General features: G+C 70.9%; 11 protein-coding genes. 8 read left to right on the forward strand and 3 right to left on the reverse strand.

Annotated features, from left to right (window positions below):
* A partial coding sequence (locus tag DVH02_RS10795) for an SEC-C metal-binding domain-containing protein (RefSeq protein WP_199566234.1) occupies window positions 1–174 on the reverse strand: 174 nt, incomplete at its 3' end.
* A gap of 146 nt (window positions 175–320) precedes the next feature.
* Here DVH02_RS10795 and DVH02_RS10800 point away from each other — a divergent pair.
* Window positions 321–1,286, forward strand: coding sequence for a DUF5926 family protein (locus tag DVH02_RS10800; RefSeq protein WP_114623560.1), 966 nt, complete (start codon window positions 321–323; stop codon window positions 1,284–1,286).
* A 522-nt stretch (window positions 1,287–1,808) separates the two neighbouring features.
* Here DVH02_RS10800 and DVH02_RS10805 read toward each other — a convergent pair.
* A complete protein-coding gene (locus tag DVH02_RS10805; RefSeq protein WP_114623561.1) occupies window positions 1,809–2,495 on the reverse strand; it encodes a bifunctional DNA primase/polymerase in 687 nt (228 codons plus the stop codon).
* A 671-nt stretch (window positions 2,496–3,166) separates the two neighbouring features.
* On the opposite strand from DVH02_RS10805, the gene DVH02_RS10810 reads away from it, so the two are divergent.
* Window positions 3,167–4,999, forward strand: coding sequence for a PP2C family protein-serine/threonine phosphatase (locus DVH02_RS10810; RefSeq protein WP_233518143.1), 1,833 nt, complete (start codon window positions 3,167–3,169; stop codon window positions 4,997–4,999).
* Between the two features lie 141 nt (window positions 5,000–5,140).
* Window positions 5,141–6,640 (forward strand): aminopeptidase P family protein, encoded by a 1,500-nt coding sequence (locus DVH02_RS10815; RefSeq protein ID WP_114623562.1) that lies wholly within the window; start codon window positions 5,141–5,143, stop codon window positions 6,638–6,640.
* Between the two features lie 162 nt (window positions 6,641–6,802).
* Here the strand turns inward: DVH02_RS10815 and DVH02_RS10820 are convergent, their stop codons facing one another.
* Window positions 6,803–7,366, reverse strand: coding sequence for an ATP-binding protein (locus tag DVH02_RS10820; RefSeq protein ID WP_114623563.1), 564 nt, complete (start codon window positions 7,364–7,366; stop codon window positions 6,803–6,805).
* A gap of 342 nt (window positions 7,367–7,708) precedes the next feature.
* Between DVH02_RS10820 and DVH02_RS10825 the strand changes: the two genes are divergently transcribed.
* From DVH02_RS10825 to DVH02_RS10845, 5 genes are all read left to right on the forward strand, one after another.
* Window positions 7,709–8,620, forward strand: a complete 912-nt coding sequence (locus DVH02_RS10825; protein WP_233518144.1) for a hypothetical protein — start codon at window positions 7,709–7,711, stop codon at window positions 8,618–8,620.
* A 227-nt stretch (window positions 8,621–8,847) separates the two neighbouring features.
* Complete coding sequence (locus DVH02_RS10830; protein WP_233518146.1) at window positions 8,848–9,630, forward strand: YcnI family protein; 783 nt, start codon at window positions 8,848–8,850, stop codon at window positions 9,628–9,630.
* A 160-nt stretch (window positions 9,631–9,790) separates the two neighbouring features.
* Window positions 9,791–10,450 (forward strand): SCO family protein, encoded by a 660-nt coding sequence (locus DVH02_RS10835; RefSeq protein WP_114623565.1) that lies wholly within the window; start codon window positions 9,791–9,793, stop codon window positions 10,448–10,450.
* The gene (locus DVH02_RS10840; RefSeq protein WP_407697610.1) at window positions 10,450–10,941 is read left to right on the forward strand and encodes a copper chaperone PCu(A)C; all 492 of its coding nucleotides are present in this window, start codon (window positions 10,450–10,452) and stop codon (window positions 10,939–10,941) included. The genes DVH02_RS10835 and DVH02_RS10840 overlap by 1 nt, the downstream gene beginning before the upstream one ends.
* A gap of 20 nt (window positions 10,942–10,961) precedes the next feature.
* Window positions 10,962–13,118: a copper resistance CopC/CopD family protein gene (locus DVH02_RS10845; protein WP_114623567.1), complete on the forward strand. Its 2,157-nt coding sequence runs from the start codon at window positions 10,962–10,964 to the stop codon at window positions 13,116–13,118.
* Window positions 13,119–13,130 lie beyond the last annotated feature (12 nt).

Consider the following 13,130-nt stretch of genomic DNA (forward strand, 5'->3'; position numbering starts at 1 on the left):
CTCGAAGGGGCGCTGGACCAGCTCGGTCACCGCGTGGGCCGCGGCGCGCCCGTGACACGCCTTGTAGCGGCGGCCCGAATTGCCCGGGCAAGGCTCACGGGCCCCGACCACCGGAACCGGTCCGTCCGTGAGCTGAGGCTTCGCGGCCTTCGTCTGGGGGCGCTTCTTGGCCATGGTGTGGCTTTCTCCCGGTAGCGGCGACGCGGTGTCGGCGCGAGCCTAGTGCTTCGGGGGAAGGGCCCGCCGCGCGGCGGGCCCTTCCCCCGAAGCACTAGGCTCGCGCCGACACCGCATCGCCGCTACCGGGAGAAAGCCACACCATGGCCAAGAAGCGCCCCCAGACGAAGGCCGCGAAGCCTCAGCTCACGGACGGACCGGTTCCGGTGGTCGGGGCCCGTGAGCCCTGCCCGTGCAATTCGGGCCGCCGCTACAAGGCGTGTCACGGGCGCGCCGCCGCGCACGCCGTGACCGAGCTGGTCCAGCGCCCCTTCGAGGGCCTGGCCGGCGAGTGCGACTGGGTCGCGCTGCGCGAGCTAGTGCCCGCCGCGACCGTCGAGCTGACCCTCAAGGACGGGCTGCCCGAAGGCGTACCGTCCGTGACCCTCGCGACTGTCCTGCCGATGGCCTGGCCGGCGCTGCGCCGCGACGACGGCTCCGTACTGCTCGCCCTCCAGAACGACACGTCGTCCGGGGATCTGAGCCGGGATCTCGCCGATACGCTCCGGCGTGCGCTGGTCGCGGAGCCCGGCAGCCCGGTCGCCGCGCACCGCGTCGAGGCCGACGGTCCGCGCCTTCAGGACCTGCTCGACCCGCAGGCCGCGTTCAAGCCGGTCGTCCACCCCGGGTTCGAGTTCTGGGTGCCGGACGCGGAGAACGCGTCGGCCGACGTGGCCGCTTCCCTGGAGCGCGCCAACGCCGCCGCGATCCCGACCGCCCTGCTCTCCGGCACGGACGCCGCGTACTGGTGCGAGACACCGGAGAAGAACCACCTGCGCTGGGTCATGCCGTACCCCGAGGAGAAGCTGCTCGACGCGCTCGCACGGCTGCACGCCGCGGGTACGTCGAGCCTCGGCGAGGGGACCCGGCTGGTCGGCTCCTTCCGGGCGCACGGACTCACCGTGCCGGTGTGGGACCTGCCCAGCGACATGGGCGCCGAGGAATGCGAGAAGCCTGCGGCCGAGTTCGCCGAGCGGCTGGCGGCGGCGCTCGCGACCGACGCTCCACTGACCGGCGACGAGCGCAGGGCGCGCGGTGGGCTCACCAACCGGCAGGTCACGCTCAGCTAGCTGAGGCCGGACGCGCCGGACGCCTCATGTCCGACGCCTCGTGCCCAGACGCCTCGTATCCGGCCCCTCGTGTCCGGCACCCTGTGCCGGGCGCCTTGGGGGGCGGGGTGTGAAAAGCCTTCAGCGGTTCGGCGTTAATCAGTGACACCTGTCACACTTGCCTTACTGGCAAGTAATTCGTTGTCCGAATACGCCGGATCGAATTTGCTAACCGCCGATCTCTTGTTACGGTTCTAGAAGCCCGGTCGCTGGTGCATCCCCCGTCGCCAGCGACCGGGCGTTCGCGTATCCGGGGCCGCCCCGAGCGCCCCACTGAGTGTCATGGGCACGGCCAACAGGGCACCGGGGGCCGGAAGTTGCAGGTTGGACGCGCCGTGCGCGCCCCTAGGAAGCGCCCCCCACGCCCTCACGCTCCCCCTCCGGCGCACCCCGGCGCATTCCCCAGGCACACGGTCGGCGTCAGCCCCTCAGCTCAGCCGTCAGCCGCTCAACCGTCAGCCCTTCAGCCGTCAGCCCGAGCGGTCAGTACGCCAGCCTGCTGCCGCCGTCCGGCGCCCCGGTGCTCGCCTCGACCAGCGCGTCGACGACCGCCTCCACATCCGGCAGCCAGGGTGCGGCCGAGCCCTCCAGCGGAGCCCGTTCCCAGCGCACCTGCCCGCCCGCGGCCTCGGAAGGCGGCAGCACGAGATAACCGCCCTCGCCGTGGAACCGCAGCGAACTGGGCACCCAGTCCTTGCTGTAGAGCAACTCACCGAGCTGTTCGAGCGTGTACGGAGCGACCAGCAGCGACCAGCGCGTGGGCGTCGCCACGACCGGCCCGAGCCGCATCCCCATCCGGTCCAGCTCCACCAGCGCGCGAGCGCCCGCCACCGCAGGCAGGCTCACCGCGCACGGGGCGCTGCCACCGGTGGCCAGCACGATGGGAGCGGTGGGACGGTTGCTCCACCACCAGCGCACCATGCGCGCGTCCGTGGTCGCCGTGAGCAGCCCCGGGTCGAAGGGGTGCGCGCCGGGTACCACGCATTCGGGGTCCGGGCAGGAGCAGCCCCGGCCGCGCGTGCCGCGTTCGCCGGCCGTCTTGAGACCGGCGCCCGGGAGCACGGGCCAGCCCCACGCCGTGGCGCAGGTGAGCGCCGCTTCGAGCTGGCCAGGTCGCCGCCCGTTGCGCCGGAACCAGAGCCTGCGTCGCCTTCCGGGGATCTCGCGCATGAGCGCTCGTTCCTTTCCGTTGAACGCCGAGGTCCACATGACACTGACACCATGTGTGTGCATCACTTCACTGTGCGTACATCGCGTGCAGACATGCCCTGACGTGCGTTGACGTGCGTTGACGTTGCATAACAGTGCGTACATCGGTGCGTAGTTCGGTGCGTGCGTCGGTACGTACTTCAGACTTACACCAGCGCGCGTGTCCGACGTTCGGCCGCCCCCGTGCGTCCGCACGGACAGGCCCAGGCCCTTCAGCTGCACGGCGCGTCGCACCGTCCCTGAATCGATCGCTGCCTGTCTTCATTGAACGTGTGGCGAGGGATGGCGTGCGCATGGCGCTTACTGTTCCGCTGCTGTCCCGTTGTGCTTTTCTCGCCACTCCGGAGGATGAGGCGTGGCCTTCGGCGGTTAAGACGCCCGGCCCCGCCGCCAGGTTCCGGGGCGTTCACAACTGCCCCTGTCCGTCACCGTTTACGTACCCATCACGTTCGGAATGACGCTCCACCTGGGCCGCACAGGAACCCGGCCCTGGAGGATCCCCCAGTCAAGCGCCCTCAGTCGATCGCAAAACCCAGTCAGGCGGGTCATTTTTCGGCCAAGCTGAGAAACCGCCGGGCTCCGCGCGGATACCTGACGGATATCCCATAGATCACCGCAGTCACATAGGGACAATGCTGGACATTACATCCGGTGTGCGTGTACATGTGGAGGCACTGACGGCCGCGCAGAACGAGCGGAATGACATGGGGGTTCGCGATGCTTTTGAGCGAAACGCACCGGTCGCAAAGCCGGCTGCCATGAGCGCCCAGCACATGCCGAAAGTGGCTGGAATCGACGCCCTGGTGCCCGCTCCCGCCCAGACTGATCGGCCGTTCGACGACCTGCCCGTCGCCCCCGGCATGCTCATCCAGGACCGGCTGGCCGGCTGGGTCTCCGATCTCACCACCCTCCACGAACTCACCGAACGGCTGGCCGGAATCCGGTCCCTGGACGCCGCGCTCCATGAACTTCTACGGGCCGGGGCGGCCTTGGTAGGAGCCGGTCGGGGGCTGGTCGTACTCGAACCGGCCGATGGGCTGGGTCCCGTCACTACGCTCGGGCTCGGCCTCTCGCACGCCGATCTCGGCCAGCTGGAGACCGTGCCGCGCCACGTCACGTCGTACGGCCACGGCCCACTGTTCGCCGGGTACGCGGAGCACGCGGAATACGCGGAGCGCACGGAACACACGCAGCGCACAGGACATGCGCAGCGCACAGGACACGCGGGGCACACCGAGCACGTGGCACCAGCACCAGCAGCACCAGCACCAGCACCAGCACCAGCACCACCGGCACCAGCACCGGCACCGGCACCAAACGGCGTCCCCGAGCCGGTGTGCGTCCCCGATCTGCTCGCCCTGCCCGACCTGGACCCACGCGAACGCGAGGTCGCGGCCCGGCTCGGCTACGGCGCCGCTTACGCCGTACCACTGACCGACCTGGCGGAGCCGGTACCGGACCAGCTCGGCGCCGTGATCTGGCTGTACGACGAACCCGCCGAGCCGACCACACGGCAGCGCCATCTCGTCCGCCTCTACACCCGGTACGCGGGCGAGCAGCTCGCCCGGATGGTGGAGCTACGACGAGCCCGTACGCAGGTGGCCGCCCTCGCCGAGGAGCTGTTGCCCAGCCTGCTGCCCCGGATGCCCGGCGTACGGCTCGCCGCGCGCCACCGTACGGGCCCGCGCGGCGGCGGCGACTGGTACGACGCGCTGCCGCTGCCCGAGGGCGCCCTGAGTCTGGCCGTCGGCTCGGTGAGCGGTTCGGGGCCCGGCGCGGTGGCCGCCTCGGGGCGGCTGCGCGCCTGTCTGCGGGCGTACGCCGTGATGGAGGGCGAGGACCCCGTCGCCGTACTCTCCGACCTCGAACTTCTGCTGCGGCTGACCGAACCGGCCCGCACCGCCACCGCGCTCTTCGCGTACGCGGAGCCGGACCGGCGCCGGATCGTGCTGGCGGGGGCGGGGCACGCGCCGCCGTTGATCGTCGGGGACCGGCGCACCGAGTTCGTCGAGACGTCCCTGTCCGCGCCGCTCACCGTGCTCAGCTGCTGGCAGGCACCGAGCGTGGTGGTGTCGCCCGCGCCGGGCGAGACAGTGCTGCTCTACACGGACGGACTGCTGCGCTGCACCGGCGAGCCCACGGACCGCGCCTTCGCCCGGCTGCACGCGGCGGCGGCGAGCGTGCCCGCCGCCGCCAGGCAGGATCCGGGCGCGATCGCCGACCACGTACTGCGCGTGCTGCTGCCGGAGCCGCCGGAAGGAACCGTCGGCGGACACGGCGACGGCAGGCACGACGGCGGCAGGCACGGCGACGGCAGGCACGGCGACGGGCACGACAGGGGACCTGGCGGCGGTGGGCCTGGCGGTGAACACGGCGGCGGTGGACACGGCGGCGGTGGACACGGCAGTGCGCGCAGCAGCGGGCACGATGGTGACATCGTGCTGCTGGCCGCCCGCTTCGACTGAGCCGACCCGCCCGCCCGCACCCACCAGACCCACCCCGGCGTTCCGGCGCTCCTGGGCTCCCGGGCTCCTGGGCCCCACTTCCCCTCGCGCATACGATGGAAAAGATGACCCATTGTTGTAGTCATATGAGGAGAAGAAGCCGTGGCTGAGGAGCTCACCCCGGTAACCCCGGGTACGCCGGAAATCCCGGATGCGGAGACCCCTGAGACAGAAGAAGCACCGATCAAGCCGAGGAAGAACGGTCTGTACCCGGGCGTGTCCGATGAGCTCGCAGAGAACATGAAGTCCGGCTGGGCCGACACCGAACTCCAGGGCCTGCAGCCGATCGCACAGGCGTCCCACACCGCCGCCCGCCGCGCCGCACTCTCCGCGCGCTTCCCGGGCGAGCGCCTGGTGATCCCCGCGGGCAACCTCAAGACGCGCTCGAACGACACCGAGTACGCCTTCCGCGCGTCCACCGAGTACGCCTACCTCACCGGCGACCAGACCCAGGACGGCGTCCTGGTCCTGGAGCCCAGGCCGGGGCGGGACGGCCACGAGGCGACCGTCTACCTCCTGCCGCGCTCCAACCGGGAGAACGGCGAGTTCTGGCTCGACGGCCAGGGCGAGCTGTGGGTGGGCCGCCGGTACTCGCTGACCGAGGCCGAACAGCTGCTGGGCATCCCGGCCAAGGACGTACGGGAGCTGCCCGCCGCGCTGCGGGAGGCGACCGGCCGGGTCCGCAACGTACGGAACCACGACGCCGGCATCGAAGCCGCGCTGGCCGACAAGGTCACCGCGGAGACGGACGAGGAGCTGCGCGTCCACCTCTCCGAGGCGCGCGCGGTGAAGGACGAGTTCGAGATCGGCGAACTCCAGAAGGCCGTCGACTCGACCGTCCGCGGCTTCGAGGACGTCGTACGGATCCTCGACAAGGCGGAGGCGACCAGCGAGCGCTACATCGAAGGCACCTTCTTCCTGCGCGCCCGCGTCGAGGGCAACGACATCGGGTACGGCTCGATCTGCGCCGCGGGCCCGCACGCCACCACCCTGCACTGGGTACGCAACGACGGCGACGTGCGCCGGGGGGACCTGCTGCTGCTCGACGCCGGTGTGGAGACGCACACCCTCTACACCGCCGATGTCACGCGCACACTCCCGATCGACGGCCGCTACACCGACCTTCAGCGGAAGATCTACGACGCCGTGTACGCGTCGCAGGAGGCCGGCATCGCGGCGGTGCGGCCCGGCGCGAAGTACCGCGACTTCCACGACGCCTCGCAGCGTGTGCTCGCCGAGAAGCTCGTCGAGTGGGGCCTGCTGGAGGGCCCGGTAGAAAAGGTGCTGGAGCTGGGTCTCCAGCGGCGCTGGACGCTGCACGGTACGGGGCACATGCTCGGCCTGGACGTCCACGACTGCGCGGCGGCGCGCAGGGAGGCGTACGCGGACGGGACGCTGGAGCCCGGAATGTGCCTGACGGTCGAGCCGGGGCTGTACTTCCAGGCCGATGATCTGACCGTACCGGCGGAGTACCGGGGGATCGGCGTCCGGATCGAGGACGACATCCTCGTCACGGAGGACGGCAACAGGAACCTGTCGGCCGCGCTGCCGCGCCGGTCGGACGAGGTCGAGGCGTGGATGGCGAGCCTGCGCGCCAGCTGAGTTCGCGGTCCCTCAGGAGGCGTCCTGCTCGGAGTCGGCCCACATCGCCCGTAGGGCTGGTACGTGCGAGCGATGCGTACGGCTCATACGGCTCGTCCGGCTTGTACGGCTGGCTCGTATGAGCCGTGAGCCGTGAGCCGTGAGCCGTGCGCGCCGTACGGCTCATACGGCCCTGAGCAGGGCGTCCTCCCGCCATTTGAGGATCTTGTCGAAACTGACCACGGCGCCGTGCCCCGGCTGGTTGCGGACGTACACATGGTCGGTGAGCTGCTCGATCAGGCACAGCCCCCGGCCGCTCTCGGCCAGGAGAGCGGCGGCCGGCGCCACCGGCGCGGCGGCGAGTACGACAGGCGTGGGCGCGGGCGCGACAGCCGGGGCCCCGGCCGGAGAGACAGCCGGGGCGACGGCCGGAGCGACGGCAGGAGCGGGCGCGGCGCGGCGCGACAACCGGCGCGCGGGGAAACCCGGCCCCGAGTCGGACACCTCGATACGGCACAGCTCGCCGTCCAGATAGGCGGTCACCCGGTACGCGTCCGGCGCCTCGCCGTGGCCCCCGGCCCCGCCGTGCTCCACCGCGTTCGCGCATGCCTCGCCGAGAGCGACCGACAGATCGAAGCAGACGTCAGGATCGACACCGGCGGTCTCCATGGTGCCGAGCAGCAGGCGCCGGGCGAGCGGAACGCTCGCGGCTTCGCGCCGCAAGTGGAGAGACCACCAGATGCTCATGCTCCAGCCTCCTGGCTGCGGCTCGACATACCGATACGTATTGCCCTCACCTCTGGCCGTAAGCACACGATCGGCGCGATAACCCCCATTCGGCGGACGCGAGTGGAGCGCGGGCAGGTGTATAGGACGGCGGTCAGGGCGAGGCGCGTACCCGTACGGGACAAGGCGCGTACGGCTACGGGACGAGGCACGTACCCGTACGGGACGACGCGCGCACCTGTACGGGACGACGCGCGCACCCGTACGGGACGAGGCGCGTGAAGCGCTGCGTACGGGGGCAGAGGGTGACCTTCCGGACCTGCCCCACGGAGCGTACGGGCGCAGTGCGATGATGACCCGGCCATGTCCATTTCCGTGCCCGTTCGCGCCACAGCCGCACCGCGGCTGCTGAGGGCCGCGGTGTTCACCGCGGTCTGCGTCGTGCTGTCGGCGACGGGACACGCCGTGGCGGCCTGCGCCCCGGTGCCCTGGTGGACGTTGCTCATCGGCTTCCTCGGGGTGTTCGCGGTCGCCGTGACGCTCTCCGGGCGGGCCCGCTCCACCACCTCCATCGTCGTGGCCCTGGCGGGCGGGCAGTTCAGTCTGCACAGCCTCTTCGGCCTGGGCCAGCGGCCCCTCACGATGTCGGCCGCCCGGGACGACGTACTGATCAGGCTGGCCGCGAAGCTCGTGTGCGGAGCGGGCCCCGGCTCGCTCAGCCCGCTCGACGCACAGCGGATCGTCGCCGACGCGGGGCTCAACCCGGCGGGTGCGGCCGGTGCGGCGGGTGCGGCCGGTTCCGTGGGCGCGGCGGCGGGGGGCATTCATCAGCACATGGCGACGGGCGGGGCCGGTGGGATCGCGGCCGACGTCGCGAACGGGGTCACCGCCGGGGCCGCGCACACCGGCATGAGCGGTGGCATGAGCGGTGGCATGGACGGCGGCCTGCTGCCGTCGCTGCCCATGCTCCTCGCGCATCTGCTGGCCGCCCTCGCGGCGGGCTGGCTGCTGAGGCACGGCGATCTCGCGCTGCTCCGGCTCGGTCGGCTCTCGACGCAGGGCATCGGCGACGTCACGGACAGCGCCGCGCTGCGTGCCCTGCGCGCGGCCTTCGCGTTCGTACGGGCGATGCTCGCCGGACTGCCCGGCGCCGTCGCGCCGCGATCGCGTGCCCCGCGCACCTCTCACGTACCTCCCCCGCTGTCCGGCGGGGAGACACTCCAGCACTCGGTGATCAGGCGCGGCCCTCCGGCCGTATGCGCTCTCGCAGCCTGACGCGACGCTTCCCCGCTCCGTACCGACGGACGGGGTGCCGTCGCCGTGCCGTCGCGCGCGTCCGCGCCGTGGCGGCCCCTGCCCGATCGCCCGCTCACCTCACACCGTGGAGTGTCTCCGTGTTCTCCGTGTCCTTCGTGTCCTCCGTGTTCTCAGCCTTCGCAAGGTCCTCGGCCTCCCCCTCGTCCGCCGCCTCCGCTCCCTCCGCCCCCTCGGTCTCCCGCGCGGTGTCGGCGTCGGCGTCGGCCAAGAACGTCTCGCGCGTCTTCGTCGCCGGCGGTATCGCCGCGGGCGCGCTGCTGCTGCTGGCGGGGCCCGCCTCCGCACATGTCAGCGTGCAGCCGCAGGGCGAGGCCGCCAAGGGCGGTTACGCCACGATCAACTTCAAGGTCCCCAACGAGCGCGACAACTCTGCCACCGTCAAGCTCGAAGTCAACTTCCCGGCCGACCACCCGCTGGCGTCCGTCATGCCGCAGCCGGTACCCGGCTGGGACATCAAGGTCACCAAGGACAAGCTGGCGAAGCCGCTGAAGATGCACGGCAACACCATCACCGAGGCCGTCTCCAAGGTCACCTGGACCGCGACCGGCGGCAAGACGGGGCCGGGGATCGGCGCGGGCCAGTTCCAGCAGTTCCCGCTCTCCGTCGGACAGCTTCCCGAGGACGCCGACCAGTTGGTCTTCAAGGCCCTCCAGACGTACGACAACAAAGAGGTCGTCCGCTGGATCGAGGAGTCCGAGGAGGGCGCCGAGGAGCCCGACAGCCCCGCACCGGTCCTGAAGCTCACGGCCGCCACCGGGGACGGGCACGGCGGCGGTACGGCCGACCAGGCCACGGCCGAGGCCGACGCCACGAAGGACGACGCGGACCACGACAGCGCGGCGTCCACCTCCGCGGCCTCCGACGACAGCAGTGACACCACCGCCCGCGTCCTCGGCATCATCGGAATCGTCATCGGCGTGGCCGGCGTCGCCTACGGAGTCCTGGCCGGCCGCCGCCGCGCAGCCTGACGCACCGCGCGCACACCGCACCACGCGCACCACAGCACGCACGACGCACCACGCACCACGCGTCGCCCATCGTGACCCTCGCGGCGCGCGGGGCCGGTCCCTTCCGGCCTCGCACGCCCGACGGCCCGCACCACACGACCCAGTACCAGGAAATATCCCCATGCGCAAGAAGACCGTGACCACTGTCGCCGCCCTCGCCGTCGCGACGGCCCTCACCCTGACCGCCTGCGGCAGCGGCGACGACTCCGCCTCGAAGCCGATCGCCGACGTCTCCGCTTCGGCGAAGACCCAGGCCGCGACCGTGCTCGACCAGCCGTTCAAGAAGCCGGACCTCGTCCTCACCGACACCAAGGGCAAGCCGTACGACTTCCGTGAGGCGACCCAGGGCAAGCCGACGCTGGTGTACTTCGGCTACACCAACTGCCCGGACGTCTGTCCCCTGACGATGAGCAACATCGCCATCGCCATGAAGTCGCTCTCCGCGGCCGACCGGGAGAAGCTCCAGGTCGTCTTCGTCACCACCGACCCCGAGCGGGACACCTCCGCCGAGCTGGCCAAGTGGCTGCCGAGCGCGGGCGACCCGTCCTTCATCGGGCTCACGGGCGACTTTCCCACCATCCAGGCGGGCGCGCGTCAGCTCGGCATCGGCATCGACGCGCCCAAGAAGGAGAAGGACGGCACCGTCACCTCCATGCACGGCACCCAGGTCATCGCGTTCTCCCCGAAGACCGACGCCGGGTATGTCCTGTACGGCGAGGACGCCACCGCCGACGACTACGCCAAGGACCTGCCGAAGATCATCAAGGGAGAGAACCCGTGATCCGCCGCACGCCCCTGGCCCTCTGCGGCGGCCTCACGGCCACCCTGGTCCTGGCCGTGACCGGCTGCTCCTCCTCGTCCGACAGTTCCTCCTCTTCCGGCTCTTCCTCCTCTTCCGGCGGCACCCCGCGGCTGAAGGTCAGCGGCGGCTACATGCCCAAGCCCGTCAGCGACATGGCGGCCGGCTTCCTCACGGTCGTCAACAGCGGTCGCTCCGGCGACCGGCTCACCTCCATCACCAGTGACATCTCGGACGACATCACGATCCACAAGACCGAGAACCAGACGATGCGGAAGGTGGATTCCTTCGACATCCCCGCCAACGGCGAGCTGGACCTCGACCGCGGCGGCAACCACATCATGTTCGCCAACCTCAAGAAGCGGCCCGCCCAGGGACAAGAGGTCGGCATCGAACTGCACTTCGAGAAGGCCGACCCGATCAAGGTCGAACTTCCCGTGAAGGAGACCAACTACAACCCGGCCACACACTGACCGAGGGACTGAGACACGTCATGACAGCCACCGCCCCGCGCCTCGGAGCCGCCGGCCCCACCAGAGCCATATCCCTGGTGCGCCTCCTGCTCGTCTCCACCGTGCTCATCGGCACCGTCCTCACCGTGTTCTCCGGTACGGCGTCGGCGCATGCCGCGCTGACCGGCAGCACCCCCGGGGACGGGGCGGTGGTCGCCACCGCGCCCAAGGACATCGTCCTCTCCTTCTCCGAACAGGTCGCGCTGGGCGACGACTCGATCCGCGTACTCGATCCGGACAGCAAGCGCGTCGACACCGGGAAGGTGCTCGACCTGAGCGGCGGCGGCTCCGTGCGGTACGGCATCGGCCTCAACCCTGATCTGACCGACGGCACCTACACCGTCGCCTGGCGGGCCGTCTCCGCCGACAGCCACCCCATCTCCGGCGCCTTCACCTTCTCCATCGGCGCACCTTCGAAGAACACCGCCACCCTGCCCACCGAACAGGCCGGCGGTGGGCTGGTCGGCACCCTGTACGACATCGCGCGCTACGTCTCGTACGCCGGCTACATCGTGCTCGTCGGCGGTGCTGCCTTCATCCTCTGCTGCTGGCAGCGCGGCGCCTCCGTACGGCCCCTGCAACGCCTCGTCGTCCAGGGCTGGCTGGCCCTGACCGGCGCCACCCTCGCCCTCCTGCTCCTGCGCGGCCCGTACACCGGCTCGGGCAAGCTGGCGGACGCCTTCGACCTGGGCGGACTCCAGGATGTCCTGGCGACCAAGACCGGCGCGGCGCTCGTCTCCCGGCTGCTGCTCCTCGGCGCGGCCGCACTGATCATCGCCGTCCTCTTCGGCACGTACACCAAACGCGAGACGGACGCGGAGGAGGGGGAGAGCGAGCAGGAGACCAGCGAGCGGGAGAGCCGGCAGAGCAAGGAGAAGAAGGACCTCACCTTCGGCCTCACCATGGGCGGCACCGTCGTCGCGGCCGGGATCGCCGGCACCTGGGCGCTCGCGGAGCACGCCTCTACCGGGATCCAGCCGGGACTCGCCATGCCGGTGGACGTCCTGCACCTGTTGGCGGTGGCCACCTGGCTCGGCGGCCTCACCGCGCTGCTGACCGCTCTCTACCGGGCGCCCTTCATCGAGAGCGCGGCGGTACGGCGCTTCTCGCGCGCCGCCTTCATCAGCGTCGTGGTGGTCGCCGCGACCGGGATCTACCAGTCCTGGCGTCAGGTCGGATCATGGTCGGGGCTCGGGGAAACGTCATACGGGCAGCTCCTTCTGGTCAAGGTCGGGCTCGTCGCCCTGATGGTCGGTATCGCTTGGTTCTCCAGGCGGTGGACGGGACGGCTGGGGGAACGGTCGGTGGAGACGGAGACGGAGACGGAGACGGAGACGCAGACGGCCTCGGAGTCGAAGTCGGAGACGGCCTCGGAGCTGAGGTCGAAGCTGAAGTCGAAGTCGAAGTCGGAGCTGAAGTCGGAGCTGAAGTCGGAGTCGGGAGAGGCATCAAGGTCGGATTCGGCTGACGAACGGGCCGAGGAGGCCGTGGCCGCGACGGGACCGGAGACCGGGAGGACGACCGGGACCGCCGCGACGACGACCGCCGTCGGTGGCAGTGAGAGAGCTACCCAGCTCGCCCGCCAGAAAGCCGCGATGGCGACTGCACGCCAAAAACAGAACCGCGACGCCGATCCCCTCCGCACCGGACTGCGTCATTCCGTACTGGCGGAGGCCGGTGTCGCCGTGGTGCTCCTCGCCGTCACGACCGTGCTGACCTCGACCGAGCCCGCACGCACCGCCGAGCAGGAGGCGAGCAGAACCGGCGGTACGGCCTCGGCGACCGGCGCGCCGAAGGAGCCCGTCAGCCTCAGCGTGCCCTTCGACACCGGCGGCGCGAAGGGCAGCGGCACCGTACGGCTCACCCTCGACCCGGCCTCCCCCGGCGCCAATGTGATGGACTTGCAGGTCGAAGGGCCCGACGGAAAGCCACTGGACGTGCCCGAGCTGAAGGTCGCCTTCACACTCAAGGCCAAGAAGATCGGCCCGCTGCCGATCACCCCGGAACGCACCGGAGCCGGGCGTTGGAAAGCTGATCCCGTGCTGATCCCGATGCCGGGCGCCTGGCAGCTCCGGCTGACCGTACGCACCTCCGACATCGACCAGACCACCGTCGACAAGAACGTCAAGATCGGCTGACCCACCGTGAGC

It is taken from the genome of Streptomyces corynorhini (assembly GCF_003346515.1).
Classification (GTDB): domain Bacteria; phylum Actinomycetota; class Actinomycetes; order Streptomycetales; family Streptomycetaceae; genus Streptomyces; species Streptomyces corynorhini.

Bases quoted from the DNA above. Each gene is read 5' to 3' on its own strand.
- DVH02_RS10825 (WP_233518144.1), top strand. From the start codon at position 7,709: ATGTCCATTTCCGTGCCCGTTCGCGCCACAGCCGCACCGCGGCTGCTG.
- DVH02_RS10820 (WP_114623563.1), bottom strand. From the start codon at position 7,366: ATGAGCATCTGGTGGTCTCTCCACTTGCGGCGCGAAGCCGCGAGCGTT.
- DVH02_RS10835 (WP_114623565.1), top strand. From the start codon at position 9,791: ATGCGCAAGAAGACCGTGACCACTGTCGCCGCCCTCGCCGTCGCGACG.
- DVH02_RS10800 (WP_114623560.1), top strand. From the start codon at position 321: ATGGCCAAGAAGCGCCCCCAGACGAAGGCCGCGAAGCCTCAGCTCACG.
- DVH02_RS10845 (WP_114623567.1), top strand. From the start codon at position 10,962: ATGACAGCCACCGCCCCGCGCCTCGGAGCCGCCGGCCCCACCAGAGCC.
- DVH02_RS10810 (WP_233518143.1), top strand. From the start codon at position 3,167: ATGCTGGACATTACATCCGGTGTGCGTGTACATGTGGAGGCACTGACG.
- DVH02_RS10805 (WP_114623561.1), bottom strand. From the start codon at position 2,495: ATGCGCGAGATCCCCGGAAGGCGACGCAGGCTCTGGTTCCGGCGCAAC.